Annotated in this window: 26 protein-coding genes; 7 read left to right on the top strand and 19 right to left on the bottom strand. The window is 60.1% G+C overall.

The genetic code is table 11. From position 1 onward, the window contains the following. Positions 1-12: 12 nt before the first annotated feature. Entirely contained in the window at positions 13-690 is a 678-nt protein-coding gene (locus PJL69_RS13750; protein ID WP_271310169.1) for a Hint domain-containing protein, read from the bottom strand. 351 nt (positions 691-1041) lie between these two features. On the opposite strand from PJL69_RS13750, the gene PJL69_RS13745 reads away from it, so the two are divergent. The 4 genes from PJL69_RS13745 (at position 1042) to PJL69_RS13730 (ending at position 4969) form a co-directional block, all read left to right on the top strand. Beyond that, positions 1042-2670 carry an AMP-binding protein gene (locus PJL69_RS13745; protein WP_271310168.1) on the top strand — a complete coding sequence of 543 codons (1629 nt, stop codon included), beginning with the start codon at positions 1042-1044 and terminating at the stop codon, positions 2668-2670. 88 nt (positions 2671-2758) lie between these two features. Then, a complete protein-coding gene (locus PJL69_RS13740; protein WP_209100231.1) occupies positions 2759-3469 on the top strand; it encodes a DUF484 family protein in 711 nt (236 codons plus the stop codon). Continuing rightward, positions 3466-4380 carry a tyrosine recombinase XerC gene (locus tag PJL69_RS13735; RefSeq protein WP_271310167.1) on the top strand — a complete coding sequence of 305 codons (915 nt, stop codon included), beginning with the start codon at positions 3466-3468 and terminating at the stop codon, positions 4378-4380. Before PJL69_RS13740 ends, PJL69_RS13735 begins: the two co-directional genes overlap by 4 nt. 205 nt (positions 4381-4585) lie before the next feature. Then, on the top strand, positions 4586-4969 hold the full coding sequence (locus PJL69_RS13730) for a cupin domain-containing protein (protein ID WP_271310166.1): 384 nt from the start codon (positions 4586-4588) through the stop codon (positions 4967-4969). A 15-nt stretch (positions 4970-4984) separates the two neighbouring features. Here the strand turns inward: PJL69_RS13730 and PJL69_RS13725 are convergent, their stop codons facing one another. The 5 genes from PJL69_RS13725 to PJL69_RS13705 form a co-directional block, all read right to left on the bottom strand. After that, positions 4985-5935 carry an NAD(P)-dependent oxidoreductase gene (locus PJL69_RS13725; RefSeq protein WP_271310165.1) on the bottom strand — a complete coding sequence of 317 codons (951 nt, stop codon included), beginning with the start codon at positions 5933-5935 and terminating at the stop codon, positions 4985-4987. 86 nt (positions 5936-6021) lie between these two features. Next, complete coding sequence (locus tag PJL69_RS13720; protein WP_271310164.1) at positions 6022-6768, bottom strand: maleate cis-trans isomerase family protein; 747 nt, start codon at positions 6766-6768, stop codon at positions 6022-6024. Positions 6769-6772: 4 nt separating this feature from the next. Beyond that, entirely contained in the window at positions 6773-7942 is a 1170-nt protein-coding gene (locus tag PJL69_RS13715; RefSeq protein ID WP_271310163.1) for a M24 family metallopeptidase, read from the bottom strand. Further along, on the bottom strand, positions 7935-8987 hold the full coding sequence (locus PJL69_RS13710; RefSeq protein ID WP_271310162.1) for a pyridoxal-phosphate dependent enzyme: 1053 nt from the start codon (positions 8985-8987) through the stop codon (positions 7935-7937). The genes PJL69_RS13715 and PJL69_RS13710 overlap by 8 nt, the downstream gene beginning before the upstream one ends. Next, positions 8984-9400 carry an acyl-CoA thioesterase gene (locus PJL69_RS13705; protein ID WP_271310161.1) on the bottom strand — a complete coding sequence of 139 codons (417 nt, stop codon included), beginning with the start codon at positions 9398-9400 and terminating at the stop codon, positions 8984-8986. The genes PJL69_RS13710 and PJL69_RS13705 overlap by 4 nt, the downstream gene beginning before the upstream one ends. 183 nt (positions 9401-9583) lie before the next feature. On the opposite strand from PJL69_RS13705, the gene PJL69_RS13700 reads away from it, so the two are divergent. Beyond that, positions 9584-10048: an Lrp/AsnC family transcriptional regulator gene (locus PJL69_RS13700; protein ID WP_271310160.1), complete on the top strand. Its 465-nt coding sequence runs from the start codon at positions 9584-9586 to the stop codon at positions 10046-10048. Positions 10049-10100: 52 nt separating this feature from the next. On the opposite strand, the gene PJL69_RS13695 is transcribed toward PJL69_RS13700, so the two are convergent. The 4 genes from PJL69_RS13695 to glpD form a co-directional block, all read right to left on the bottom strand. After that, entirely contained in the window at positions 10101-10385 is a 285-nt protein-coding gene (locus PJL69_RS13695; RefSeq protein ID WP_271310159.1) for a helix-turn-helix domain-containing protein, read from the bottom strand. A gap of 76 nt (positions 10386-10461) precedes the next feature. Continuing rightward, positions 10462-11628, bottom strand: a complete 1167-nt coding sequence (locus tag PJL69_RS13690; protein ID WP_271310158.1) for an ATP-binding protein — start codon at positions 11626-11628, stop codon at positions 10462-10464. A gap of 164 nt (positions 11629-11792) precedes the next feature. Next, on the bottom strand, positions 11793-14009 hold the full coding sequence (locus tag PJL69_RS13685) for an NADP-dependent isocitrate dehydrogenase (RefSeq protein ID WP_271310157.1): 2217 nt from the start codon (positions 14007-14009) through the stop codon (positions 11793-11795). A 187-nt stretch (positions 14010-14196) separates the two neighbouring features. Further along, complete coding sequence (gene glpD / locus PJL69_RS13680) at positions 14197-15780, bottom strand: glycerol-3-phosphate dehydrogenase (RefSeq protein ID WP_271310156.1); 1584 nt, start codon at positions 15778-15780, stop codon at positions 14197-14199. Positions 15781-15945: 165 nt separating this feature from the next. Between glpD and PJL69_RS13675 the strand changes: the two genes are divergently transcribed. Then, complete coding sequence (locus PJL69_RS13675; RefSeq protein WP_271310155.1) at positions 15946-16704, top strand: DeoR/GlpR family DNA-binding transcription regulator; 759 nt, start codon at positions 15946-15948, stop codon at positions 16702-16704. Positions 16705-16706: 2 nt separating this feature from the next. Here the strand turns inward: PJL69_RS13675 and PJL69_RS13670 are convergent, their stop codons facing one another. From PJL69_RS13670 to PJL69_RS13660, 3 genes are all read right to left on the bottom strand, one after another. After that, complete coding sequence (locus PJL69_RS13670; RefSeq protein WP_271310154.1) at positions 16707-18332, bottom strand: FAD-binding oxidoreductase; 1626 nt, start codon at positions 18330-18332, stop codon at positions 16707-16709. A gap of 29 nt (positions 18333-18361) precedes the next feature. Further along, positions 18362-18838: a nuclear transport factor 2 family protein gene (locus PJL69_RS13665; protein ID WP_271310153.1), complete on the bottom strand. Its 477-nt coding sequence runs from the start codon at positions 18836-18838 to the stop codon at positions 18362-18364. A 92-nt stretch (positions 18839-18930) separates the two neighbouring features. Next, on the bottom strand, positions 18931-19554 hold the full coding sequence (locus PJL69_RS13660; RefSeq protein ID WP_271310152.1) for a glutathione S-transferase family protein: 624 nt from the start codon (positions 19552-19554) through the stop codon (positions 18931-18933). 124 nt (positions 19555-19678) lie between these two features. Here PJL69_RS13660 and PJL69_RS13655 point away from each other — a divergent pair, with 124 nt between their 5' ends. Continuing rightward, positions 19679-20578 (top strand): LysR family transcriptional regulator, encoded by a 900-nt coding sequence (locus PJL69_RS13655; protein ID WP_271310151.1) that lies wholly within the window; start codon positions 19679-19681, stop codon positions 20576-20578. Here the strand turns inward: PJL69_RS13655 and PJL69_RS13650 are convergent. The 6 genes from PJL69_RS13650 to PJL69_RS13625 form a co-directional block, all read right to left on the bottom strand. After that, the gene (locus PJL69_RS13650; RefSeq protein ID WP_271310150.1) at positions 20575-21375 is read right to left on the bottom strand and encodes an ABC transporter permease; all 801 of its coding nucleotides are present in this window, start codon (positions 21373-21375) and stop codon (positions 20575-20577) included. The genes PJL69_RS13655 and PJL69_RS13650 overlap by 4 nt on opposite strands. Then, on the bottom strand, positions 21368-22135 hold the full coding sequence (locus PJL69_RS13645) for an ABC transporter ATP-binding protein (protein WP_271310149.1): 768 nt from the start codon (positions 22133-22135) through the stop codon (positions 21368-21370). Before PJL69_RS13645 ends, PJL69_RS13650 begins: the two co-directional genes overlap by 8 nt. Positions 22136-22182: 47 nt before the next feature. Beyond that, positions 22183-23196, bottom strand: coding sequence for an ABC transporter substrate-binding protein (locus PJL69_RS13640; protein ID WP_271310148.1), 1014 nt, complete (start codon positions 23194-23196; stop codon positions 22183-22185). 19 nt (positions 23197-23215) lie between these two features. After that, entirely contained in the window at positions 23216-23884 is a 669-nt protein-coding gene (locus tag PJL69_RS13635) for a GntR family transcriptional regulator (protein WP_271310147.1), read from the bottom strand. Positions 23885-23987: 103 nt separating this feature from the next. Beyond that, positions 23988-25145, bottom strand: a complete 1158-nt coding sequence (locus PJL69_RS13630) for a Gfo/Idh/MocA family protein (protein ID WP_271310146.1) — start codon at positions 25143-25145, stop codon at positions 23988-23990. Then, a complete protein-coding gene (locus tag PJL69_RS13625) occupies positions 25145-26200 on the bottom strand; it encodes a sugar phosphate isomerase/epimerase family protein (RefSeq protein ID WP_271310145.1) in 1056 nt (351 codons plus the stop codon). Before PJL69_RS13625 ends, PJL69_RS13630 begins: the two co-directional genes overlap by 1 nt. Positions 26201-26217 lie beyond the last annotated feature (17 nt).

Genomic DNA, 26217 nt, shown 5'->3' with positions numbered 1-26217 from the left:
TCGGCGCTCAGATCAAGCGGCGCGGCGGAGCTCTTGCAGGTTCACATCCACAGGACGCGCGGCACCGCCTTGCAAAAGAGCCTTAGCCTCAATAACAGGCATCAAATTGTAGTTCGCCACATGTGCGAACCGTGGCCGCACCCCTGCGCGAACGCCCCATGCACACTGCGAAAAAAGCAACGTCCCGCCATTGGCAAAGATCATCTGATCCTCTGCAAACGCAGGCAAGTAAGCCCTGAGAGTTTCCTGCGTCTGAAGCCGATAGACCCCTTCAAGAACCTCAAGCGCAGCCCCAGGAATGACCGCGAAAGGGTCCCCCCATTTGTCGCGCACCTTCGGACTTTCCACCAAGACCCCCTGATGCGGTTGCACAACCAAGTCGCGCCGATTGTCGATCGTTCCCCTTGGCACAAACAATGGTCTGAGTTTGTCCGGTGTCACTTGATCTGGGGACGCTATCAAATCAGAAGCCACAGCCCTGATCCGTTGAAAGCCCGCGTCAAATGTCAGCACTTCGTCGCCAACATGTAGGCTTTCTACGGAGGCCCAGCCCCCGGGCGTGACGACCCGCGTGCCTTGAACGAAACCGCATCCCGCTGTGATCAAAACAGGCTTGATGCCCGCCGCCTCGCGCCGTTCTGCCAAGGCCTTGATCGCCTTGTCACGAATTGATCCCACCGCATGTTCCATCGGTCCCGCAACATCCCCAACGATTTTGGTATTTCCACTGCACGCCGCCAATAAGGAAGCAATGCGCCCCAATTGCGATTGTTCTGTGTCAGCGTTGATAATCGGTAAACAATCCAGATCGCTTGCATGGCATTCGATCCAAACTTTTGACAAATCGCGCCGTATTTGCACGTCATCGCAGCGTCTTTCCCGGCATATCTGCTGCCGCAACGAGGCGTTTTGCGCGACCTCATGCAGTTTTCTACGCTGTCACTGTCGCAATCCTGCTTGATTGCAACACCGTTCCGAGGTTTTCTTTTGGCAACCAGATACTTGCCACCACACAGGGTGGCCGACAAGGAGGAGATGTCGATGGGTTGGATGGCGGACGAAACAGGTCTCGAAAAATGCGATGCAAATTTTGTACCGCTCACACCGCTGTCTGGATTACGCCGCGCGGCTCAGGTCTTCCCAAACCGTATAGCGATGGTGAGCGGCGACACTCGCCGCACTTATTCCGAATATCATGAACGCTGCACACGGCTTGCGTCGGGCCTTGCCCAGCTTGGCGTCATGCCGGGGGATGTGGTTGCCACCATCGTTCCAAACATCCCTGCCGCAGCGGAGGCGCATTTTGGCGTTCCTGCCTGTGGCGGCGTGCTGAACGCGATCAACATCCGGCTGGATGTGCATACTGTGGCTTACATTTTTGGTCACGGTGAAGCCAAAGTCGCGCTGGTTGACACCGCATTCCTAGAGCTCGCGGAAGCCGCCATTGCAGAGATGGACGGAGATGGGCCAACCCTTGTGGAAGTGCCGGATGAGGCGGCAGGCTTTCCGGCGAGTGGAAAATACATGACATATGAGGCACTTCTGGTCTCAGGTGATCCAGTATTTGACTGGATTATGCCAAAAGATGAATGGGAAAGCATCTCGCTGAATTACACATCCGGGACGACCGGACAGCCGAAGGGCGTGGTCTATCACCATCGCGGCGCTTACCTGAATGCGATGGGGCAAGTGCTGAGCTGGCAGATGACGCTCTATCCCGTTTACCTCATGGTTGTCCCCCTGTTTCATTGTAATGGATGGTGCCATACGTGGCTGATGCCGATGATGGGCGGCACATTGATCTGTTGCCGGGATGTGGCGGCAAAACCGATATTCGATGCCATTGCAGATGAAGGTGTGACCCATATGGGTGGGGCGCCGATCGTGCTCAATATGATGGTGAATGCCCCAGACAGCGAACGGCGCGACTTTGACCATCTGGTGGAGGTTTTCACAGCAGGTGCTCCCCCTGCCCCAGCCATATTGGCCAAGTTCGAGCCCATGGGATTCAACGTGACCCAGATCTATGGGCTGACCGAAGTGTACGGCCCTGTCACCGAGTGCCTGTGGGACGACACCCGTTGGGATGGGTTAGACACAGCAGAGCGCGCTGCGATCAAAGCGCGGCAGGGTGTGACCATGCCTTTCATCGAGGAAGTGACTGTCACAAACGAAAAACTGGAACAGATTCCAATGGATAGCGTCTCGGATGGCGAGATCATGATCCGTGGCAATGCCGTTATGAAAGGCTATCTGAAGAACCCAGACGCCACGCAAGCGGCCTTCGCAGGTGGGTATTTTCATTCCGGGGATATCGCGGTGCAGCACCCTGACAGCTACATCCAAATCACGGATCGCGCAAAAGACATCATCATCTCAGGCGGTGAGAACATCAGTTCGGTTGAGGTAGAAGCCACATTGATGGATCACCCATCTGTCAGCCTGGCTGCGGTGGTTGCCAAGCCCGATGACAAATGGGGGGAAGTGCCCTGTGCTTTTGTCGAACTTCTGGACGGTGTGAGCGTTGAGGAGGCCGAGGTGATCGCCTTTGCGAGAGAACATCTGGCTGGTTTCAAGACCCCCAAGAAAGTTGTGTTTGGCGAACTGCCCAAAACCTCAACAGGGAAGATCCAGAAATTCGCCCTGCGCGAACAGGCCAAGGCACTTTAGGTGTGTTTGGGCAAGTCTTTGCAAAAAGTTGCGGCATTTGCCCAGAGGTTCTGGTAGACTCGCGTTAACGACCGTAAATGGCAGCGATATGAGCAGCACTCCTAAGATTGAAGACGGGTTGCGTGAGAAAATCATCTCGCAGCCGGATGTGATCCTTGAAGATCGCGATCTGATGCGCGCGTTGATCGCGGCAAATGAAAAGACCATGGGCGGCAATATTGTCGATTTGCGTGGCATTGCGATGGAACGTCTTGAAGCACGGCTGGACCGGCTGGAAGACACCCACCGCAGCGTGATTGCGGCGGCTTACGACAATTTGGCGGGCACCAATCAGGTGCATCGTGCCATCCTGCGGATGTTGGATCCGGTTGAATTTGAACGTTTTCTCCATGATCTGAGCGGTGAGGTCGCCGATATTTTACGTGTGGATGCCATTCGGCTGGTGCTGGAAACCGAGCAGGAGACCGAGGGCGACAATGCTCTGGCGCGGCTTGGTGATGTGCTGTCGACGGCGGCGCCGGGATTTGTCGAAGAGTATCTGACCGGAGGCCGCAACATACCACAACGCCAGGTGACGTTGCGCCAGGTGCAGGGCGCGCGTGCGGAGGTCTATGGCGAGGACAGTGACTGGATCTGCTCGGAAGCCTGTCTGAAACTCGATTTCGGCAAGGGCCGCCTGCCGGGGCTGCTGGTGATGGGCGCGGAAGATCCGCATCAGTTCACACCGCAGCAAGGCACTGATTTGCTGGCATTTTTTGCCGGTGTTTTTGAGCGCGCCATGCGCCGCTGGCTGGCGTGATCAGCGCAGCGGTCAGTGACGCGATCACGCGATTTCTGGCCCATAAGGCCGCTTTGGAGGCGGCCTCAAGCAACACGATTTCCGCCTATGAGCGCGATCTGATTGAATTCGCAAGCTTTTTAACGCTTCACAAAGGCGCGCCGCAGGGGCTTGCGCCGTTGATGGCGGTGTCGGTACAGGACATGCGCAGCTGGATGGCCAGCGCGCGCCGCACGGGCATTGCGCCGCGATCTCTGGCGCGTAAGCTCTCGGCAGTAAAGAGTTTTTACCGCTGGCTGGCGGAACGCGAGGGATGCGATCCCACAGCGGTTCTGGCCACCCGATCGCCCAAGTTCAATGCCAAACTGCCCCGTCCGCTTTCCGAGGAAGCCGCTAAGCAAGTCATTGAAACCGTTGAGTTTCAGTCAAGTGACGATTGGGTTGGCGCGCGAGATACGGCGGTAATCACCCTGCTGTACGGCTGTGGCCTGCGGATTTCCGAAGCCCTGAGTCTGACGGGTGCGGATGCCCCGCTGCCCAAGACGTTGCGCATTGTCGGCAAAGGCGGCAAGGAACGCATCGTGCCGGTTCTGGATGCGGCACGCGCGGCGGTGGCCCAATATATTTCCCTTTGCCCACATAATCTTAGCCGAGAAGGTCCGCTATTTCGTGGCGTGCGTGGTGGGGCGCTGAGTGCGCGGATTGTGCAGATGGCGATGCAGAAAACCCGCCAGCAACTGGGCCTGCCTGCGACCGCCACCCCCCATGCGATGCGGCACAGTTTTGCCACCCATCTGCTGAGCGCGGGGGGCGATTTGCGGGCCATTCAGGAGCTGCTTGGGCATGCCTCGCTTGCCACCACACAGACCTACACGCAGGTCGATGCGGCGCGCCTTATGGAAGTCTACAACAACACCCACCCAAAAGCGTGAGTGGCAAATAGTTAACGTCAAAAACCGCCTGTTTTGAACGTCGGTATTGCGTCTGTATCGCGACGGTATTGCGGAGGTGCGAAAATCGGGGTCAGAAATGGTTAATCGGCCGACATGGTTAGGGGATTGAGGGGCCAGCCCCACCACCGCAGCGAGCTGAAGCGCCGTGTTTTGCCACAGGTGCCATTTACAGAAGGAAGCCGTGATGAAAGAAACCGTCTTGCCCGATGCGCCAGATGCAAAATCACCCGCCGGGGCCGACATCCGTTTCATTATGGATGGCACCACGGGAAATATGATTCACAGCACCGTTCCTCCGGGGCAGATCAACAGAGCAACCATCCACAAGAGCGTTAGCGAGTTCTGGTATGTTCTGGAAGGTCAGGGGGAGATCTGGCGACGCGACGAAAGTGAGGAAAGAATCACGCCCCTCGCGCCCGGTGTGTCGATTGATGTTCCTGTGGGCACAGCGTTTCAGTATCGCTGCACCGGAGAGGTGCCGCTGACATTCATATGTATCACCATGCCGCCATGGCCGGGCGATCAGGAAGCCTCTCATGTTGACGGAGCTTGGCCGCCGACCGTCTGACAAACTGCGCGCCTTTCAGCCACGCCCCTGCGGCACGACCTCATACCCCGACTCCTCGGGCTCATCATCCACCATCTCAGGCGGGAATCCCGGGGCCAGCACAGAAAGACCGGTGGCCTCTTCCAGCCGCTTGATGATGTTGGGGCTGAGCTCCCTTTCCCCAAAACGCGCGATGGCGTCGTCGAACATCGCAATCATCAGCGGGTTGAGCTCCAGCGGCACACCGGCGCGGTCGGCCACATCCTGAAACAGTCCAATGTCCTTTTTCACCAGATCCATGGTGAAGGAGATGTCACGCGAGCCGTTGAGGATGACCTGACTTTCGGTCTCATGGCTGAAGGAGTTGCCAGAACTAATCTTGATCGCCTCATAGGCGGTGTTGAGATCCATACCGGCGGCGGCGCAGGTGGTGAGCGCCTCGGCACTGGCCACCAGATGTGCGGTGGCGAGGTAGTTGGTGACCACTTTCAGCACTGAAGCCGAGCCGAGATCGCCGGTGTGCAACACACGGCGGCCCATGGTGGTCAGCAGCGGCAGGATGCGCTCGAAGGTCGCCCGATCACAGCCTGCGAAGATGGAGATGTTGCCGGTGTCGGCCCGATGGCAGCCGCCCGACACCGGGCAATCGACCGCAGCGCCGCCCGCGGCGATGACCAGCGCGCCAAGGCGTTTGACCTCCGCCTCATCGGTGGTGGACATTTCCATCCAGATTTTGCCGGGACGCACCTCCGGCAGCATCTCCTGCATCACAGCATCTGAGGCGGCGGGGGACGGCAAGCAGGTGATGACCACATCACAGAGGCGCATCATCTCTGCCGGGCCGGAGACCGCCTTGGCCCCCTGCGCCAGCTTGTCGGCCACAAGATCAGCATTCAGATCATGGACATAAAGCGCGTTGCCGTTTCTGAGCAGGCTGCCACTGAGTTTGCCGCCCACATTGCCCAATCCGATAAAGCCGATTTTCACACGCGTTCCCCCCTATCCTCTGTTGCAGCGTGGCGCGAGATGACATGCGCGGCAGGTCGGAGCGCGACATATCTGGCGTTTTTGACCTATTGCTTATCAAAGAGGCGGCCCGGCGCCTGCGACGTCAGCGGCGCGCCGGAAAGCTGCGCCATATGCCATGCCAACGCGGTATTGGAGCTGAACACCGGCTTTTTGAGTGTGGCCTCCAGTTCGGCGATCACATCCATCGTTTGCAGATTTGTGCAGCTGAGGAACACCGCCTCCACATCTTGCTGCCCCACTTTGGCTGCAGCAGCTTTGACAGACTCTGCCGTGATGCGGGCGACGTTTTCCTCTCCGGCTTCGCCAAAGGACACCAGCGCGGGCACCGAAATACCTGCAGCCTCAAAGGCGCGTTGCACCGGGAGAGAGACCTCGGCCACATAAGGCGTGACCATGCCAAGGCGCGTGATGTTGAGCGCGTGACAGGCGGCGATGGCGGCGGTGAGCGAATCGGTCACGGCGGGAGTTTTCACGCCCTGCGCAACAAGCGCGGCCACTTTAGCGGCCCCGATCATGGTGGTGCCGGAGGTGCAGCCGTAGCCGACCACATCAAAGCGGGCGGCAGGCGGGAAGAGCGCGGCGCTGGCGGGCAGGGTTTGGGACATTTCCTGCAAGGTGTCGGTGGTGACTTCGGCCCCGGAGGGCACGCGGGAGGTGTAAAGCGCGAGATCGCGGGAAGGAAACAGGCGGCGAAAATCCTGCTCCAGCGTTTCGTCAAACTTCAGCACGATGAGGCCGAGCGTGTGGTGACCGGAGGCGGGCGTGCCGAGCGTGAAGGGGATGGTGTCCATAGGGTTACCTCAGGATCGGAAGGCCGGCGGGGGCGCGGGAGGAGAGGAGCTCGCCGCCATCCTCGCGCAGGACGATGTTTTCCTCATGCACCTGAAAGAGGCCGGGGGCGATCTCCACGCCCGGCTCCAGCGTGAGCACCATGCCGGCACGCAGCTCCGTGGTGTCATATGGGGTGAAGCTGGGCCATTCAGTGAGCGTGATGCCAAGGCCGTGACCCAGCCGTCCGCCGCCGGGGGTGGCGCCTTGAGCGGTGAGGCTGTCGACAAACATCGCGTGCACATCGCTGGCGCGATGGCCGGGGCGGAGGGTCGCAAGCACGTGGTCGGTGGCCTGGTAGAGCTGCGCGTAAGCGCGTTTGGCGGCGTCATCGGCGCGGGTAAGGGCGAAGTTACGGTCAAAATCGCAGAAGTAGCCATCGCGCACGGCGCCGGTGTCGAGCATAAGAATGTCGCCTGCGGTGAGTTTCTGATCGCCAGCGGGAGAGATCACATCGCCGTAGCCACCCTGCCCTGCGCCACCAGCGGTGTAGCTGACCCAATCTGCGCCTTCCTCCAGCAACACACGCTGGAAGTCGCGGAAGACCTGCGCGTGGGTGCGGCCCTCTGCGGCGTAGTCAGAGATGCGGGCAAAAGCGCGATCTGCGACGGCGCAGGTGGCGCGGATTTTGCGGATCTCGGCCTCTGATTTGATTTCGCGGGTACGTTGGAGGGTTTCTGTGGCATCCACAAAGCGGCGGGGTGCGAGGGCTTGCGTGAGTTGGGAGTAATCGGCCAGCGGCATGCGCAGCTGGGTTTCAAGGCCCATTGGCAGGCCGATGGTGCCGGTTGGCGGGACGATTTCTGCTATAGTTTCGCGAAGCAGACTGAGGCCATCGTCCTCAGGGAAGGGCGCGTCCCATGTGCGAATGTCGGTGAGCCATGTTTTGCCCATCAGGTCTGCGCCGATGGCGGGGATCACGGCGATGGGGGTGCCGGTGGCTGGGATGAGGACAAACCACGGGCGGGCGGGGCTTTCCCAGAAGCGGGTGAGAAAGCCAGTGGTGTAGAAGATGTCGGCGGCTGAGGTCAGCAGCAGGGCGGATTGGCCTGCGCGCGCCATGGCGGCTTGCAGGCGGCTGATGCGGGCCGCGAACTCTGACGGCGGGAAACCTCGGGTTGGCATCGGCTCAGACATCTTCCGGCCCTTCGCTGACAATGGTGAGGATGCGGGCGTCCGGGCCGAGCTGCGGGCGCTTGAGCAGCGCGGCAGCAACACCGGCCACCCCAGAGGGGGTGCTGGCGATGCCGTGGGCTTTGAGGGCCTCTACGGCGTCGTGGGCCTCCTGTTCTGAGATGGTCACGAAACTGTCGGCATCCACCGCCAGCCCATTGAGCGCCACCATGGAGGCGGTTTTGCAATCCAGACGGCCCATATCGGAAACCGGACCGGAGGTGTCCACAAGCTGGCCTGCGCGGATGGATTCTATCAGTGCGGGGGCAGCTTCGGGCTCCACCACGATGATCTGCGGCGCATCCCCCCAAGTGGCGCGGGCAAAGGCCGCGACGGCGGCGGCGAGACCACCAACACCGGCCTGAAGAAAAATATGTGTGGGCGGTGCGGGAATTTGCGTGGCGGCTTCTGAGGCCATTTGCAGATAGCCCTCCATGACGCGGTAGCCTGACGCCTCATTGCCTGCCCATGTGCTATCCGAGAGCAGCGTCCAGCCGTTGGCTTTTGCGGCGGCTTCGGCGGCGGCCATGCTGGCCTCATAGTCGTCACCTGCCCAAGCGACCTCTGCTCCCTGCGCTTCAAGGCGGGCGCCAAAGGCGGCGGGGACCGTGTGGGCGAGGTAAATCACCGCTTTGGCCCCGAAGATGCGCGCCCCAGCCGCCACGGACATGCCGTGGTTGCCCGCCGAAGCGGTGACATAGGTGCGGCCCGTCAGCGCTTGCGACCAATCAGAAGGATATGTGCGGGCCGCATCATGGGCGATGGCGTAGGCAGCACCAAGCGCTTTGAAGGAGCCAAGGCCCATGCGGCTACGCTCGTCTTTGATGTGAAAGCTCGCCACCCCAAGCTTGGCTGCGAGATCGGCCATGTCGCGCAACGGGGTTTCGGCGTGGGCCGGGCAAAGCGCGAGCAGCTTGGCCACCGCTGCGGCATCCCGGCTGGGGTGCGTGTCAGACTGGCGTGTCGGGAGGCCTTGGCTGCGATAGGGGTTGGCTAAGGTGTCGGTCATGTATCAGGGGGACTTTCCAAAAGGGATTTCAGACGTGCCACCTCCCCTGCCCGCATGCGGCCATCGCGCATTTCAAACAGCGCGCGCACTTCGGTGCCCTCAAAGGCGAGATCCTCCCCGACATATCCAAGATGGGACAGCCGGTAAGATTTGGCGGCCCAATCGGTGATTTCCATGCGGATGGTCAGCAGATCGCCATCCCTGAGCGGGCGACGATATCTGGCATGGGTTTCCATGAGACCGAGACCCTTGGCCCCCAGTTGCGCGCAGACCGCCGCGTGGCCGCCATAGGTTTGCAGAAAGCGCTGAAAGGTGCCGTCCATCCACCGGTAGATATTGGGGTAATAGACGATGCCCGCTGGGTCGCAATCGCCAAAAACTACGTGGTGGTGGTGCTCAATAGTGAAGCGCATGAGGGGTTCCGTTCGTGGCCTGTTTGAGGCCAGATTGGGTGCCGATGGCGAGAATGGCAATGAGGACTTTGGGTTGACAGAAGAAGGGTGCAGCCCTGAAGGTAGCGCCGAGGTTTGGGCAGTTTGCCTTAAAATTGCAGAGATAGGGACGTTTTGCCCCAATATTTACGCTGAACGAGCTAAATGACCGTAGAATTGGACGATATGGACCGCCGCTTGCTGGCGGCGCTGCAAAAAAACAACCGCCTGACCGCGGATGAATTGGGGGAGATTGCAGGGGTGTCGCGCTCTGCCGTGCAGCGTCGTGTGGCGCGGCTGCGCGAGAGCGGGGTGATTGAGGCGGATATTTCGGTGGTGTCGGCCAAAGCCGTCGGGCGGCCAATGACCTTTATCGTGGAGGTCGAGATGGAGCGCGAGCGCACGGACCTTCTGGATGAATTCCGCCGCTCCATGCTGCAGCTCGATGATGTGCAGCAATGCTATTATGTGACGGGCCACGCGGATTTCATCCTTGTGGTAACCGCCCCGGATATGACCGCCTATGAAGAGTTCAGCCGCCGGGTTTTCAATGACAACCCCAACATCCGCCGCTTTCACAGCAATGTGGTGATTGACCGTGTGAAAGCCGGGCTGCAAGTGCCGGTGTGAGGGGCGTGTTGTGAGGGCCAAAGTGGCCCCACTCACTCAGCAACAGGCCGAATTAGCCGCAGCAGCTACAGGAGGATGTGTGCGCGATGGGCTGAACCGGCTCCAGATTGTCCTCGCCCAATGGCAGCTCCCCGGTGAGCGCGGGCGCTGGGATCTGCAACACGGTGGCGATGCGGATCAAGGTGGCTTCCGGCAGCGTCGCGCTCTTGGACGCGGTTTCCAGCTTGGTTAGCTGCCGCTCTGTCATGCCCACAAGCTTGGCGAGCTTTGGCCGACCGAGTTTCCGTGCCTTGCGCACGGTTTTGAGACGCTGGGGATCAAGAGTAAGCGCGGTCACGGAGCACCTGTGTGATTGTGGTTTGCGGTCCTAGATAGGCTGGTGCGTTGGGGGTGGCAAGTGTGCACGTCCCTCCTCAACGCTGGGTGCGGCGCAGGAAGTCGTCAAACATAGGGACGGTGAAATCTATGTCACCATATTGAGGGCTGTAGATCATACCTTTGGCGATGATCTGGGCGCGCCGGGGGCCGAGTTTGCTGGGAGACTGGCCCAACTTTTTGGCCACCCGGGAAGAGCGGTATGGCCCTGTCCCCAATGCAGCCATGGCGACCACATAGTCGCGTTCCTTTGGGGTCAGGCGGTCAAAACGGACCTGAAAGAACCCTTCGTCCAGACGCCGCAGCGCATCCCCGGTCGCCACCTCGACAACATCTCGGTCAATCGGGGAAGCCACGGCAGTATTCCACGCCTGATAGCCCCACTCCTGCAAGAAATACGGGTATCCCTGCGTGGTTTCATAAATCCGTTTCAGCGCTTTCTGGGTGATCTTTTCTCCTTCGTCCTCGATCGGTCCCTTTATGGCCTGCATGGCTGACGCCTCATCCAGCGGGCCGACATTTGGGTAGGAAAACAAGCGCTCTGCATAGGATTTTGCATCGCCAGACAAGGCGGCCAATTGCGGCAGGCCCGCCCCAAAGAACATGACGGGGAGCTGTTTCTGACCGATTTTGTGAATGGCCACAATCAGGGCCGCAAGCTCTGCTTCGCTGAGATATTGCACCTCATCAATCAGCAGGCACCATCCACGACCCGCAGCTTTGGCAGCGGTGCCGATGGCGACAAACATATCGGTGAGGTCATATTCCAGATTGCCGCTGTCCGCGACGCCGGGCTCCGGATCCACTGAAACTGAGATATCGCCCATCTGCACTTTAAAAGCGCTGGCGAAACTGCGCAGGGCTTTCATGGCGAAGTGGGTTTTGGCCCTCGCTGCTTCGATCAGAGAGAGCTTGCGCAACACGCGCTGCATGCGCGGATAGAGCATAAGCGCGAGTTTTTTCTCTTCGGGGGCTTCAATCACGGAGGTGAGGTAGTGTTCGTCTTCAGCCGCGTTTTCAATGGCGTTGAGCAGAACGGTTTTACCTGTGCCACGCAGGCCCAGAAGCATTTGGGAACGCGCATGGCGACCGATCATGGTGCGCTTGAGCGCGGTGACCGCATCGGTAATGATCTCATCGCGTCCGGCAAGCTGCGGTGGCTGCGAACCTGCGCCCGGGGCAAAAGGGTTTCTGACTGGATCCATGGTACTATCAAAATCTAATGGGTTATATGTTATGATAGATATAGATATGTATAAGTCAATATAGCTGTGTAGATCCAGCTGCTGTCACGCGTCTTCGCCTTACTGACCAAAGAAAAAGCCGCCCACGAGGGGCGGCTTCTTTGTTTCTCAGTTCAAACCGGCGCTTAGTCGATGATCGCGTTCAGTGTTGCGGACGGACGCATCACTTTGGCTTTCAGCTCCACAGAGGGGCGGAAGTAGCCGCCGATGTCGGCTGCCGGGCCCTGGGCCGCTGCGAGCTCGGACAGGATGGCCTCTTCGCCTTCTGCCAGAGCTTTGGCCACGCCTGCGAACTCTGCCGCCAGATCTGCATCGTCAGACTGTGCCGCCAGTGCTTCGGCCCAGTAGCGGGCAAACCAGTAGTGGCTGTCGCGGTTGTCAGGCTGACCCACTTTGCGGGATGGGGAGCGGTTGTCGTCCAGAATGCCTTGGGTTGCGGCCTCGGCAGCGACACCCAGTACACCGGCTTTGGCGTTGCCTTTGACATCCGCAAGGAAGTTCAGGCTTTCACCAAGGGCACAGAACTCACCCATGGAGTCCCAGCGCAGGTGGTTTTCTTCGACCAGCTGTTGAACGTGCTTGGGGGCAGAGCCGCCCGCGCCGGTTTCAAACAGACCACCACCCTGCATCAGCTTCACGATGGAGAGCATTTTGGCGGAGGTGCCCAGCTCAAGGATCGGGAAGAGGTCGGTCAGGTAGTCGCGCAGCACGTTGCCGGTGATGGCGATGCTGTCGTTGCCTGCGGTGATGGTCTTGAGGGATTGAGCGGTTGCTTCGCGTGGCGCGAGGATCTGGAACAGGTCCGCCTTGCCAGCTGCTTCCAGCGCAGGAGTCACGTATTTGATCAGCTCGGCGTCATGGGCGCGGTTTGCGTCCAGCCAGAAGATCGCCTCGGAACCGGTCAGGCGCTGACGGTCCAGAGCCAGTTCGATCCAGTTCTCGATTGGGGCTTTCTTCACGGTGCAGGAACGCCAGATGTCGCCCGCTTCCACGTCGTGGCTGTGCAGCGTTTCACCGTTGGCCAGAACAACGCGGATGGTGCCCTCAGCAGGTGCCTCAAAGGTGGTTGGGTGGGAGCCGTATTCTTCCGCCTTTTGTGCCATCAGGCCAACGTTGGCCACGGAGCCTGCGGTGGTCACGTCGAGCGCGCCGTTGGCTTTGAAGAAGTTCACGGTCTCATCATAGACAGATGCGTAGCAGCGATCCGGGATCACACAGTTGGTGTCACCTTTGTTGCCTGCCTCATCCCAGCCTTTGCCGCCTGCGCGGATTACAGCCGGCATGGAGGCGTCGATGATCACGTCAGAAGGTACGTGCAGGTTGGTGATGCCTTTGTCGCTGTCGACCATATACATGGACGGACGCTCCAGCGCGGCGATTTCTGCTTTGATGGAATCTGCATTGTCGAGCGTGTCGATGGCTGCCAGAACAGCCCCCAGACCGGAGTTCGGGGAACCGCCTGCTGCGGCGATGGCTTCACCGTGGGCATCCCAAACCGGGCCAAGCCATGCTTTGACCGCGTGGCCGAAGATGATCGGGTCAGAGACCTTCATCATGGTGGCTTTCATGTGCAGGGAGAACATGGTGCCGTCTGATTTGGTGTCTTCAATCGCATCAGCAAGGAACGCGCCGAGCGCTTTGGCGGACATGAAGGTGGCGTCAGCAACGGTGCCCTCTTCCAGCGGCCAGCCGTCTTTCAGAACGGTCACGGCGCCGTCTTTGGCGACAAATTCGATTTTCGCGTCACCGGCCTGATCGGCAGAAATGGTCGCGGAGACTTCGTTTGCATAGAAGTCATTGCCCGGCATGGAGGAGACTTTGGTTTTGCTGTCAGACGTCCAGGCACCCATGGAGTGCGGGTTGTTCTGTGCAAAGTTTTTCACGGCACGTGCGGAACGGCGGTCGGAGTTGCCTTCGCGCAGCACAGGGTTCACAGCGGAGCCTTTGATGCCGTCATAACGGGCGCGGATCGCCTTTTCTTCGTCAGACTGCGGATCTTCTGGGTAGGCTGGAATGTCGTAGCCCTGCGCCTGCAGCTCTTCGATCGCGGCCACCAGCTGTGGCACGGAGGCGGAGATGTTTGGAAGCTTGATGACGTTAGCGTCAGGGGTCTTAACCAGCTCGCCCAGAGCGGCCAGATCATCAGACTGACGCTGTGCGTCGGTCAGGTTTTCCGGGAAGGTTGCGATGATGCGGCCCGCCAGCGAAATGTCTGGGGTGCCAACGGTGATTCCGGCGGCAGAAACGAACTTGCGGATGATCGGCAGGAAGGAGGCAGAAGCCAGCTCCGGCGCTTCGTCTACAATTGTATACAGAATATCTGGTGTCTTGTTTTCAGCCATATGTCTCACAACCTTTTTTAAGTCCGGGGTGTCTATATTTGCGGGTTCTGGGCGGAATGCCCGACATAATCCGTTTGGTCCTCTTTGCCATCGTGGGGATTGTGACGGGCACAAAAAACCCGCACGACGGCATCGTGCGGGCTCCGTATAGGCTGCATGGGGCCAAAGATCAATTGCGGCGTCCCGCTTAGGCGGGGGCTTTTTGCCGCGCGGCCTGCATATGCGCATCAAGCGTGGCAATTTGTGCCTCTGTCAGGCGCAGCCCCAGCTTCGAGCGCCGCCAGACAATGTCTTCGGCGGCGCGGGCATATTCTTTCTGCATCAGCCAGGTGACCTCGGCTTCTGTCAGGGTTGCGCCAAAGTCTGTGCCGAGGTCTGCCGCCTCTTTGGCGTCGCCCAGAAGGGTTTCTGCCTCGGTGCCATAGGCGCGAATGAGGCGTTTGGCCCAAGCGGGTGTCAGGAAAGGATATTGGCTTTGCAGCGCGGCGATTTTTCCTTCGACCTCGTGCACTTCAAAGTCGCCGCCGGGCATGGCCACGCCTGCTGTCCATGGTGCGGTGGCTTCGGGGAAGAATGGCACGATTTTGGCCATCGCTGCCTCTGCGAGCTTGCGGTAGGTGGTGATTTTGCCGCCAAAGACGTTGAGCACCGGCGCGCCGTTGTCATCGAGTTTGAGCACATAGTCGCGCGTAGCCGCGGTGGCGGAAGAGGCCCCATCATCATAAAGCGGACGTACGCCGGAATAGCGCCAGACGATGTCTTCCATCGTCACAGGTTTCTCAAAATAGTTTGATGCGAAATCACAGAGATACTGTGCTTCTTCATCGGTGCAGGTTGGGGCCTCATCGGCGTTGCTGTGTTCCTGATCGGTGGTGCCGATCAGGGTGAAGTCTTCCTGATAAGGAATGGCAAAAATGATGCGGCCATCCTCGCCCTGGAAGAAGTAGCAGCGGTCATGATCAAACAGGCGCTTGGTCACGATGTGGGAGCCACGCACCAGACGCACGCCTGCGGAGGAATTCTGTTTCAGCACGCCCTGAATGACGTCCGCCACCCATGGGCCGCCTGCATTGACCAGCGCCTTGGCACGGGTGGTGCGACGCGCGCCGGTTTCCACATCTTCCATTTCGATGTGCCACAGGCCATCGGTGCGGGTGGCAGACAGCACTTTGGTACGGGTGTTGATGATTGCGCCGCGCGCCTCTGCATCGCGGGCGTTTAGCACCACAAGGCGGCTGTCTTCGACCCAGCAGTCGGAATATTCAAACGCTTTGGCGAATTTGCCTTTCAGCGATTTGCCCGCTTCGTCGGATTTCAGATCCACTGTGCGGGTGCCGGGCAGGATTTTACGGCCACCGAGGTTGTCATACATGAACAGCCCCATACGTATCAGCCAGCTGGGGCGGCGCCCTTTCATCCATGGCATGACCAGCGACAGGATGCGCGATGTGGGGGTGTCATTGTCAAAGCGCATGTCCTTGTGCATGGGCAGCACAAAGCGCATCGGCCAGCTGATATGGGGCATGGCGCGCAGCAGGGTTTCGCGCTCAATCAGTGCCTCGCGCACAAGGCGGACCTCAAAATACTCCAGATAGCGCAGCCCGCCGTGAAAGAGCTTGGTGGAGGCCGAAGAGGTGGCCCATGCGAGGTCTTTCATCTCTGCAAGTTCGACAGAGAGGCCGCGCCCCACCGCATCGCGTGCAATGCCGCAACCGTTGATGCCGCCGCCGATCACAAAGAGATCCACTGTGTTGTCTGACTGAGCTGCCATGAGATTCCCTTTCGCGGGCTTTCGAACATTTTCGCGCATCTTCGAACATTTTCGCAGGCCGGAGTCAAGAAAAAGCCCCCGAGATCTGCAATATTTCATAGGTTTTCATTGTAATTTTCCGCAAATCCTGACACGGCTATGCGTGAAAAACGAAGATAAGCGAACATGCACAGCAGTTTCCGAGACCGTGAAATCCTTGAAATCGCCCGCACCGAAGGCAAAGTGACCGTTGACGGGCTGGCCGCGCATTTTGATGTGACGGTGCAGACCATCCGGCGGGACCTGACCCAGCTGGCGAACGCAGGACGGCTTGAGCGGGTGCATGGCGGCGCGGTCCTGCCCTCGGGCGTGCGCAACATTGCCTATGAGGAGCGCAGCCGCGTGAATGCAGAGGCCAAGGCGGCGATGGCGCTGGCCTGTGCAGCAGAAATCCCCAACGGCTCTGCACTGTTCATCAACATTGGCACCAGCACCGAAGCCTTGGCGCGAGCGCTATTGGGACATGACGGGCTGCTGGTTGTGACCAACAACCTGAATGTGGCGCAAATTCTGGCGGGCAATGAACGCTGTGAGGTTTTGCTGACCGGGGGCAAGCCACGGCCTGAGGATGGCGGTCTGGTGGGACCGATTGCAGAGCGCATGGTGCGGGATTTCGCCTTTGATTATGCGATCCTTGGCTGTTCGGCAATCTCAGCAGAGGGCGCGGCCTATGATTTTGCCATGGACGAGATTTCGGTGTCCAAAGCCGCCTATGCGGGGGCGCGGGAAACCTGGCTGCTGGCAGATCACAGCAAGTTTCAACGCAACGCGCCCGCGCGCATTTTGGATTTTGACGATGTGGACCGGCTGTTCACCGACGCGCTGCCCGCCGCGCTGCATCCGGTCTGTGAAGAGAAAGCCACGCAGGTTACGCAAAGCGGCTAGGTTCAGCCGCCAAAGGTTTCAGAATGGATCTGCGCCATTGGCACGCCCTGCGCTTCCAGCCCTGATGTGAGTGCGGTGACAAAGCCCGCAGGACCACAGAGCAGATAGTGCGCCTGCGCACCCGCCGTCAGGGCGAGCACCTCCTGCGCGGTGATGCGGCCTTGGGCGTCATAGTGCTGACCCAGAAGATCGTCTGGGTCAGGCTGGCTGTAAAAAACACGCGAGGTCGCATTGGGCGCGTCGGAGATCAGCTTAGCAACTTCGGTGCGCAGCGCGTGGTGACGCCTGTTGCGCGTGCCGTGCAGAAACCAGACTGGGCGGTTGGGGTTCTGGTGGAGCGCTTCGTGCAGCATGGCGACCATTGGCGTGAGACCAACGCCCGCGCTAATCAGCACCAAAGGGCTGCTGTTGTCCGGGATCACAAAATCTCCGGCGGGGGGCTTGGCGTCGATCACATCGCCCACCGCGATCTTGCTGTGCAGCATACGTGAGGCAAGCCCCTGTGGTTCGCGTTTTACCGTGATGCGATAGCTGCCTTCATGCGCAGGTCCTGACAGCGAATAGCTGCGGCGCAGTTTGGCGCGTTGTGTGGGACCCTCCAGCGCGATGGGCAGATGCTGCCCGGCCTTGAATGGCGCAAGGGGTGCGCCATCCTGTGCGGACAGCGTGAAGGAGGTGATGTCCTCCGCCTCTTTGGTTTTTGCGGTGACAACCAGTTTGCGCGTGGGCATTGGGGTTTTGGACCAGCGCAGGCCCAGCGCCTCGCGGCGGTCCAGCACGCGTTCAATCGTGACCTCAATCACGCGCAGAGCGCTGGGGTCGCGCGCCTCTTGGGGGGCCCAGTCGATGGTTGCGCGCCCGGAGACATGCAGCAGACCTCCGGTGGCAAAATCGACAAACAGCAGGCCGACGCGCGGATCCTCAATGAGGTTGCCGATGGTGTTGAAAAAGTTGTTGCCGGAATAGTCGGGGATGCGCAGCCGGGTGGGGCTGACCACCTGCACAAACCCCGGTGCACCGCCTCTGTGAGAGGCATCATAGCCATTGGAGGCCGCCTGCTCTGCGCTGTGATGGCCTGAGCCAATAAAAAGCGTGTCTGCGGCCTGAATGTGGGCAATTTGCGCGGCACTCAGTTGGGCTGCACTTTGGGACGTAGGGCGCGTGGGGTGCGGCACACGCCACCAATCCCGCTCGCTGATATATTGCGGGCAGTTGCCAAAAGTCTGGCGGATGTCGATGGCAAACCCTGCGTCGGTGGGACGGGTGCGGCCACTCAGCCGATTGCGGCGACGGGTGGCCAGTTCGATGCCAACAACACCGATGTCTGCGCCCGCTGTCAGGGCCTTGGCCAGCGGATCCTGCGGATCCATTGCGCCCGCCAAGGTGAGGGTATGCGCATCCGGGGAGCGGATAAAACCGTCTGAGCCTTCGACAATCGTGGCCCAAACGCGCCCCTCCGCATCACCTGACGCGACCACCAGAAAGGGTTGATCCTGATAGAAGGCGCGGTGCTGATCCGGCATGAAGTCCCGAATGAACGGGGCCACGCGGCGCGCCATATCGCCAGCTCCGGCGCGCAGCTGTGCAGCACGCTCGCCCTTGTGAAACGGTGTGTCTGTCGTTTGCATGTCGGCGTCCTCCGTCAGGGTGGCAGGGGTCAGAGACCCAGTTCGCTGAGGCCGGGGTGGTCGTCGGGGCGACGACCAAGGGGCCAGCGGAATTTGCGCTCATCTTCGGCAATGGGATGGTCGTTGATGCTCGCAAAGCGGTGGGCCATGTAGCCGTTTTCATCGAACTCCCAGTTCTCATTGCCATAGGCGCGGAACCAGTTGCCGCTGTCGTCGCGATACTCATAGGCGTAGCGCACGGCGATGCGGTTTTCGGTGTAGGCCCAGAGCTCTTTGATCAGGCGATAGTCGAGCTCCTTGTCCCATTTGCGGGTCAGGAAGGCTTCGATCTCTGCGCGGCCTTTGGGAAATTCCGCGCGGTTGCGCCACTGGCTGTCTGGCGTATAGGCCAGCGCCACTTTGGCTGGATTGCGGCCATTCCAGCCGTCTTCGGCAAGGCGTACTTTTTCGATGGCGCTGTCGCGCGTGAAGGGCGGCAGGGGATGGCGCGGGGCTTCGGCAGTCATGGGGAGGACTTTCTTTAACGGAGAAAACAGGGGGAGGATTGAATAGATGAATGCGCCAGAGCACAGCCTGCGCCCTGCTCTAGAGCGGAAGGTTATTCGGCGACAAGGCCAACGGCAGTGGCGGGCATTGGCTCAAACCCATCCAGTGCTTCAAACCGGGCAAGCCAGGCGCGCACATTGGGATAAGGCGCAAGCGAGACATTCCCCTCGGGCGCATGGGCGGTGTAAGAATAAGCGGCGACGTCAGCTATGGTTGGGCGATCCCCCACAAGCCAGTCCTGCCCTTCAAGTCCCTGCTCCAGCTTCTGCATGGCGCGGTTGGCGATGGTTGCGGTGAAGTCCGCATCAAGCGGCGCACCAAAGACGGTGATGAGACGCGCGGCGGCGGAGCCGAAGGCAATGTCCCCTGCGGCCAGAGTGAGCCAGCGTTGCACAGCGGCTTCGCCAACAGGATCGGTGGGCATCCAGTCTGGCGCATAGCGGCGCGCGAGATAGACCAGAATCGCGTTTGAGTCAGAGACCACAACGTCGCCATCTTCGAGAACAGGCACCTGCCCGTTTGGGTTCATCGCCAGAAAATCGGGCGTTTTATGCGCCCCAGCGGCGAGATCGACAAAGACCCTCTCATGGGCGATGCCTGCCAGTTTGGCAAAGACCAACGCGCGGTGGGCGTGGCCTGATTTGGGGAAGTGGTGAATGCGAACGGCTGTGGACATTTTGGGCTCCTCTCTATGGGACTGTTGTTGGGGCTGTTCTGTGTGCGCAGAGATAGCGCTTGCCAAAACAGATGATAATTGCCACTTTTTGCGGATCATTAAGCCCTCAGAAGGCGCAATAGAATTGGACAAGATTGATCGCATGCGCGCCTTTGCCCTTGTGGCAAAGAACGCCTCTTTCACCGCAGCGGCCCAGCGATTGGGGCGCTCTTCCCGGCTGGTCAGCAAATATGTGGCTGATCTGGAGGAGGCGCTTGGGGTTCAGCTGCTCAACCGCACCACGCGCAGTGTGTCCCTGACCGATGCGGGGGCGACCTATCTTGCGCTATGTGAGCCCCTGCTGGATGGGTTTGACGAGATGGAGGAGGCCGTGCGCAACGCGCAGGCCGCCTTGCGCGGTGTGATACGTGTTGCCGCGCCCACCGGGTTTGGGGCCTTGCGGCTTGCGCCTTCGCTGGCCGCCTTTGCCAGCCAGCATCCGGAGGTGGAGCTTGATCTGAAACTCTCGGACAGGCGGGTGTCCATCGTGGATGAGGGGCTGGATCTGGCGGTGCGGATTGGGCCGATGCGGGACAGCTCGCTGATGGTGCGCCAGCTGGGGCCGATGCCGCTGGTGATCTGTGCCGCGCCTGCTTATCTGGCGCGGGCAGGCACGCCCACACATCCGCAGGCGTTGTCGACACATGAATGCATTCAGGATGGCAACACCGCTGAGCCGGGGATCTGGCGCTTTGCAATGGACGGGCAGGACGTGGCGGTGCCTGTGCAGGGCCGATTGCAGGCCGATGCACCCGCAGCGGCGGCGCGGCTGGCCGCAGCCGGCATCGGGGTGGCGCGCTGCCCGGCCTATACGGTGGCCCAGGCGCTTAAGAGTGGGGAGCTGGTGGAGCTGTTTGCGCCCTATCGGGTGACGCCTTATGTGGTGGCGGCCCTTTTTCCACAGAACCGCCGCCTGACCACCCGTGTGCGCGCCCTGATCGACCATCTGGCGCAGGATCCGCTGATCTGCAACGGTGGTGTTTAGGTCCGCCAGCCCAGCAAGCGGCGCTCAATCACGCCGATCAGCGTGCTGACCAGCACCCCGAGCAGTGACAGGATCACCACCCCAGCAAACAGACGTTCGAGATCATAGAGCGAGCCGGCCTCCAGAATGTAGGCGCCAATGCCGTATTCCGCGCCAAGCATTTCGGCCGCGACCAGCAGGATGATGGCAATCGCAAGGCTGATGCGCAGGCCAGAGAGGATGCCGGGCATCGCTCCGGGCAGCACAATTTTGCGCACGATGGACCACCAAGACAGGCCAAAGCTTTGGCCCATGCGGATCAGGGTACGGTCGACATTGTCCACCGCGCCATAGGTGGCGACCACGGTGGGGGTGAAGGTGCCAAAGGCGATCAGCGCGTATTTGGAGCCTTCGCCAATGCCAAACCAGATCACAAACAGCGGCAAAAGCGCGATTTTGGGGATCGGAAAGATCGCAGCAACGATGGGCACGAGCCCCGAGCGCACGTAAGAAAACAGCCCAATGAGCACACCGACGCTGATGCCGATGCTCGCGCCAATGGCGGCCCCGACAACCAGACGTGACAGCGAAGGGCCGAGATGTTTGAAGAGCAGCCCGCTTTGATAAAGCTCGCGGAAGGTTTCAAATACATCAGAGGGGCGCGGCAGGGTCAGTGCAGAGATCCAGCCCGCGCGCGTGCCCCATTCGGCGATCAACACAAGGCCAAGGAACACCGCAAAGCTGACCCAGCGGTGGGGTTTGGGGGCAAAGCCACCGCCCCGGAACGTGACGGTTTTTCCCACAGAGGCGTCAGACATGGATCAGCTCCGCATCGGCGGCACGCGCTTCGTCGCGCATCAGGTGCCAGAGGTGTTTTTGATGGGCGTCGAGCTCTGCATCGCCAAACTCCCGCGCGCTCAGGGGGGTGTCGATGTCGACAATTTCACGGATTTCGCCGGGGCGACGGGAAAGCACCACCACACGATGACCGAGACGCACGGCCTCTGCCAGATTGTGGGTGACGTAGACGGCGGTGAAGGGCTGACGCTCCCAGAGTTCGACAAGATCATCCATCAACAATTCTCGCGTCTGGCTGTCGAGTGCAGAAAGCGGCTCATCCATCAGCATCACAGCCGGGTTCACGGCCAGAGCGCGGGCAATGGCGACGCGTTGCTTCATGCCACCAGAGAGCTGTTTGGGCAGTGCCTTGGCAAAATCGGTGAGCTTGGTGCGAGCCAGCACATCATCAATGATGGCGCGGGCGTCGGCGCCTTTGATTCCGTGATCTTCGAGCACCAGAGAGATATTGCCCGCGACACTGCGCCAGGGCAGCAGGGCAAAATCCTGAAAGATATAGGTGAGCGGATTGAGACAGCCTTCGGGCGGGGCGCCCAGTTGCAGAACCCGGCCAGAGGTGGGGCGTTCCAGCCCGCCGATAAAGCGCAGAAGCGTGGATTTGCCACAGCCGGAGGGGCCAACGATACACACGATCTGCCCGCTGGGAATATCCAGCGAAATGTTCCGCATGACCTCAAAGCTGTCATAGGAATGGCTGATGTTTTCGAGTTTGATGTCCATGAGTGCAATCCGGCGAGGTCCGCAGAGGCCGACCTCGCCAAAAGAGGTTATGCGCCGAGGATTTCGACGTAGGAGCTGTCCACGATCTGGTCGATGGAAATGTCGCCATCCACCAGTTTCTCGGACTGGAACCAAGACAGCTGATCCTGCAGGGAGCCGACATTCAGCGCGGCATTTGCATTCAGGCGCATGGTGCCGTTGATGATCGAAGGCGCGGCCTTTTCACGGGGGCGGTCGGTGTACACATATTTGTGGATCAGATCGACCATCGCGTCCTGATCGGCGGTCTTGTCGATCATGGCGGCGGTGTAGTCATCCACGCCTTTGGAGAAGCCTGCGAGGAAGCTTTCGGTCAGACCGCGCTCGTTGGCGGCGTTTTTGGAGGAGGTGAAGACCGTGGTCACCTGATAGTCGGGGATGTAGTCTGCCACATTGCCGATGATGTGGACCGCACCGGAGCCTGCGAGCGGCTTGGCGATGTGGGGCACAATGGACCAACCATCAACCTGACCGGATTTCATCGCGCCAATGATGGCCCCAACCTTTTGCAGCGGTGTGAAGGACATGTCGATACCCTCTGCCTGCGCCATTTTGGAACCCATATAATGGAAAGAAGAGCCTGCCTGTGTCACGGCAAACCGTTTGCCTGCCAGATCTTTGGGGGTTTTCACACCGGCCTGAAACGCGGCATCAGAGGCGAGGAATTTCTGGCCGTCAATGCCCGCTTCTTCGCTGAGGGCCCCGCCGATAACTTTGATCGCCCCTTTGTCAGCAAGGCTGATCAGGCCGCCGGACATAGCGGTTACGGCATAATCCACATCACCGGACGCGATCGCCACGGCCATGGGCTGTGCGCCTTGAAAAAATTCAAACTCCACATCAAGCCCAGCGTCAGCAAAATAGCCGCGCTCAAAAGCCACAAAGCTGCCTGAGTGGGATGTGAAGCGCAGCGCGCCCACTTTGATTTTCTTGTTTGCAGCAATCGCAGGGGCGGCCAGCCCGGTTGCGGCGGCAGCGCCGCCCATGAGCGCCAGCATTTTACGGCGGTTGAAAGTGGTCATGATGTCCTCCCTCTGATCATCAATGGGTCTTAAGTTCAGCTTCGATATCGGCCTGCAGCAGCGTGAGAGCGGTGCTCTCTTCGCGGGTCAGCACGGCATCGAGCAGTGATTTCTGACGCGCCTTGCGCGCTTCCCAGTCGAGCTTGCCTTCGCGCATCTGCGCGAGGCGGAAGCGGCGGCTCTGGTCAAAGAACTTGCGGTGCAGATCTATCAGGCGCGGACTGTCGCAGGCGGCAATCAGTGCTTGGGCAAAGGTGCGGCAGGCCTCATCCCATTCCAGCGCCACCAGATCATCGGGCGCGCCCGCAACGGCGGCCTCGGCCTTTTGCAGCGCGTGATGGGCGGCAATCACGCGCCCCTCCCAAGCCACATCGCCCAGCGCAATGGCGCGGGCCAGTGCGATGCGTTCAATCTCAATGCGCACCAGTTGGATGTCGCGCAGGTCATCCTCCGTCGCAGAGGTCACCCGAAAGCCGCGTTGTGCGGTGGCCTCAACCAACCCTTCTGTCGCCAGAATGCGCAGGGTTTCCCGCATGGAATGGTTGGAGCCGCCATAGCGGCTGCGCAGCGCCTCGATCTTGAGCTTTTGATCAGGCAGCAGCGTGCCAAAGGCAATGTCACGCCGCAGTGAGGAAGCCAGCAATTCCACAATGGTGGCATCCTCAGTTTTCTTGCCGGAGAAAATCATCGCTGTTCCACAAAATCAAAAACGTTGGAGATTTTTCCGATATGTGGAGAAAATCGTCAAGAGACTCCTGACGATTGAGTTGCACAAAATGCGCGAGTCTCCCCTATGGCGCGAGTTTGACCCAAGCGGCGTTGCGCTGTGCGCTGCGCACGCAAGCGTCGACAAATTGCACGCCTTTCAGCCCATCCTGCACCGTTGGAAACATCACCTCAGGCGCAGCCTTGGCCCCGGTGCGATGGGCGACAATGGCCTGCGCGGCCTCTGCATAGATATTGGCAAAGCCCTCAAGATAGCCCTCTGGGTGACCCGGAGGCACGCGGCTCATGCGGGCGGCGGCCTCCCCTGCCCCGGCGCCACCCCGTGTGATCAGGCGTTTGGGCGACCCCAAAGGGGTGTGCCATAGGTAATTCGGATCTTCTTGCGCCCATTCCAGACCACCGGTTTCGCCGTAAATCCGAATGCGCAGGGCGTTTTCATTGCCCGGCGCAACCTGACTGCACCAGAGCATGCCTTTTGCCCCGCCCTCTAAGCGCAGCATCACATGGGCGTTGTCGTCAACCTGCCGCCCCGGCACAAAAGCCGTGAGATCGGCGGCAAGCTCGACGACATCAAGACCTGTGACAAAACAGGCGAGGTTGTAGGCGTGGGTGCCAATGTCCCCGGTGGAGCCCCCTGCCCCGGATCTGGCCGGGTCTGTGCGCCACTCGGCCTGCTTGAAATCCTGTTCTGTTGTCAGCCAGTCCTGCGGATATTCGACCTGCACCACCCGGATTTTGCCGATCTCGCCAGCGGCGATCATCTCGCGTGCCTGCCGCACCATCGGGTAGCCCGTGTAGTTATGCGTAAGGATGAAGAGCGCGTCTGAGGTTTCGGCGGCTTTCACCAGTTTCTTGGCATCCGCCAGCGTGGAGGTGAGCGGCTTGTCACAGATCACGTGGATGCCGCGTTTGAGAAATTCGCGCGCGGCCTGATAGTGGACGTGATTGGGGGTGACAATGGAGACGGCCTCAATCCCGTCTTTGCGCCGCGCCTCGCGGATCGCCATGGTTTTGAAATCCTCATAGACGCGCGGCAGGCCAAGGGCTGCGCCACTCTCTATGGATTTCTCAGGCGTGGAGGACAGCGCCCCGGCCATCAGTTTGAAATGGTCATCCAGCCGTGCGGCGATGCGGTGAACCCCGCCAATAAAGGCGTCATTGCCGCCGCCAACCATGCCAAGGCGAATGCGGCCCGTGTGCGTTTCGTTTTTCGCGCTCACCATCAGTCGATCCCCAGCATTTTGCGATTTGCGGCGGCGTCTGTGCCGCCATCGGCGAAGTCATCAAAAGCCACTTCTGTTGGGCGGATGATGTGGTCGCGCACAAAGGCCGCGCCTTCGCGGGCACCGTCTTCGGGGTGTTTGATGGCGCATTCCCACTCCACCACGGCCCAGCCATCAAAGCCGATGGCGGTGAGTTTGGAAAAGATCGCGCGGAAATCCACCTGCCCGTCGCCCAAAGAGCGGAAGCGCCCTGCGCGGTCGACCCAGCTTTGATAACCGGAATAGACCCCCTGTCGCCCGGTGGGATTGAATTCCGCGTCTTTGACGTGAAACATGCGGATCCGGTCCTGATAGATGTCGATATGGTCGAGGTAGTCGAGGCACTGAAGCAGGTAGTGGGACGGGTCATAGAGCATGCAGGCGCGCGCGTGCTGGCCGGTGCGGTCCCAGAACATTTCGTAGGTCACGCCATCATGCAAATCTTCGCCCGGATGGATTTCATAACAGACATCCACACCACAGTCTTCGGCGTGATCAAGGATCGGCCGCCAGCGCGCCGCCAACTCATCAAAGGCGGTTTCAATCAGCCCGGCGGGACGTTGCGGCCAAGGGTAGACATAGGGCCACGCCAGCGCGCCGGAAAAGGTGGCATGCGCGCCAATCCCGAGGTTTTTGGAGGCGGTCAGCGCCTTTTTCACCTGATCGACAGCCCATTGTTGGCGTGCAGCGGGATTGCCGCGCACCTCTGGCGCGGCAAAGCCATCAAAGGCGGCGTCATAAGCGGGATGGACTGCAACAAGTTGACCCTGAAGGTGGGTCGACAGCTCGGTGATTGCGACCCCATTGGCCTGTGCCACGCCAGCAAGTTCATCACAGTAGTCTTTGCTTGAGGCAGCTTTGTCGAGATCAATCAGGCGGCTGTCCCAGCTCGGCACTTGGACGCCGATATAGCCGCAATCGGCGGCCCATTTTGTGATCGCATCCCATGAATTGAACGGAGGATCGTCTCCGGCAAACTGGGCCAGAAACAGTGCGGGTCCTTTGATTTCTTTCATCGCATCCTCCCTAAAAT

It is taken from the genome of Shimia sp. MMG029 (assembly GCF_027947445.1).
GTDB lineage: Bacteria > Pseudomonadota > Alphaproteobacteria > Rhodobacterales > Rhodobacteraceae > Shimia.
Note: the sequence above shows the minus strand (reverse complement) of the source record. Positions and strands in the feature narration are given on the sequence as shown.

Excerpts from the sequence above, each read along its gene's own strand:
- PJL69_RS13645 (WP_271310149.1), bottom strand. The coding sequence starts at position 22,135 with ATGGACATCAAACTCGAAAACATCAGCCATTCCTATGACAGCTTTGAG.
- PJL69_RS13690 (WP_271310158.1), bottom strand. The coding sequence starts at position 11,628 with ATGGATCCAGTCAGAAACCCTTTTGCCCCGGGCGCAGGTTCGCAGCCA.
- PJL69_RS13750 (WP_271310169.1), bottom strand. The coding sequence starts at position 690 with ATGGAACATGCGGTGGGATCAATTCGTGACAAGGCGATCAAGGCCTTG.
- PJL69_RS13710 (WP_271310162.1), bottom strand. The coding sequence starts at position 8,987 with ATGACCGACACCTTAGCCAACCCCTATCGCAGCCAAGGCCTCCCGACA.
- PJL69_RS13745 (WP_271310168.1), top strand. The coding sequence starts at position 1,042 with ATGGGTTGGATGGCGGACGAAACAGGTCTCGAAAAATGCGATGCAAAT.
- PJL69_RS13705 (WP_271310161.1), bottom strand. The coding sequence starts at position 9,400 with ATGCGCTTCACTATTGAGCACCACCACCACGTAGTTTTTGGCGATTGC.
- PJL69_RS13720 (WP_271310164.1), bottom strand. The coding sequence starts at position 6,768 with ATGGACACCATCCCCTTCACGCTCGGCACGCCCGCCTCCGGTCACCAC.
- PJL69_RS13675 (WP_271310155.1), top strand. The coding sequence starts at position 15,946 with ATGCACAGCAGTTTCCGAGACCGTGAAATCCTTGAAATCGCCCGCACC.
- PJL69_RS13630 (WP_271310146.1), bottom strand. The coding sequence starts at position 25,145 with ATGGTGAGCGCGAAAAACGAAACGCACACGGGCCGCATTCGCCTTGGC.
- PJL69_RS13715 (WP_271310163.1), bottom strand. The coding sequence starts at position 7,942 with ATGTCTGAGCCGATGCCAACCCGAGGTTTCCCGCCGTCAGAGTTCGCG.
- PJL69_RS13730 (WP_271310166.1), top strand. The coding sequence starts at position 4,586 with ATGAAAGAAACCGTCTTGCCCGATGCGCCAGATGCAAAATCACCCGCC.
- PJL69_RS13635 (WP_271310147.1), bottom strand. The coding sequence starts at position 23,884 with ATGATTTTCTCCGGCAAGAAAACTGAGGATGCCACCATTGTGGAATTG.
- PJL69_RS13665 (WP_271310153.1), bottom strand. The coding sequence starts at position 18,838 with ATGACTGCCGAAGCCCCGCGCCATCCCCTGCCGCCCTTCACGCGCGAC.
- PJL69_RS13625 (WP_271310145.1), bottom strand. The coding sequence starts at position 26,200 with ATGAAAGAAATCAAAGGACCCGCACTGTTTCTGGCCCAGTTTGCCGGA.
- glpD (WP_271310156.1), bottom strand. The coding sequence starts at position 15,780 with ATGGCAGCTCAGTCAGACAACACAGTGGATCTCTTTGTGATCGGCGGC.
- PJL69_RS13740 (WP_209100231.1), top strand. The coding sequence starts at position 2,759 with ATGAGCAGCACTCCTAAGATTGAAGACGGGTTGCGTGAGAAAATCATC.
- PJL69_RS13650 (WP_271310150.1), bottom strand. The coding sequence starts at position 21,375 with ATGTCTGACGCCTCTGTGGGAAAAACCGTCACGTTCCGGGGCGGTGGC.
- PJL69_RS13640 (WP_271310148.1), bottom strand. The coding sequence starts at position 23,196 with ATGACCACTTTCAACCGCCGTAAAATGCTGGCGCTCATGGGCGGCGCT.
- PJL69_RS13670 (WP_271310154.1), bottom strand. The coding sequence starts at position 18,332 with ATGCAAACGACAGACACACCGTTTCACAAGGGCGAGCGTGCTGCACAG.
- PJL69_RS13685 (WP_271310157.1), bottom strand. The coding sequence starts at position 14,009 with ATGGCTGAAAACAAGACACCAGATATTCTGTATACAATTGTAGACGAA.
- PJL69_RS13700 (WP_271310160.1), top strand. The coding sequence starts at position 9,584 with ATGACCGTAGAATTGGACGATATGGACCGCCGCTTGCTGGCGGCGCTG.
- PJL69_RS13660 (WP_271310152.1), bottom strand. The coding sequence starts at position 19,554 with ATGTCCACAGCCGTTCGCATTCACCACTTCCCCAAATCAGGCCACGCC.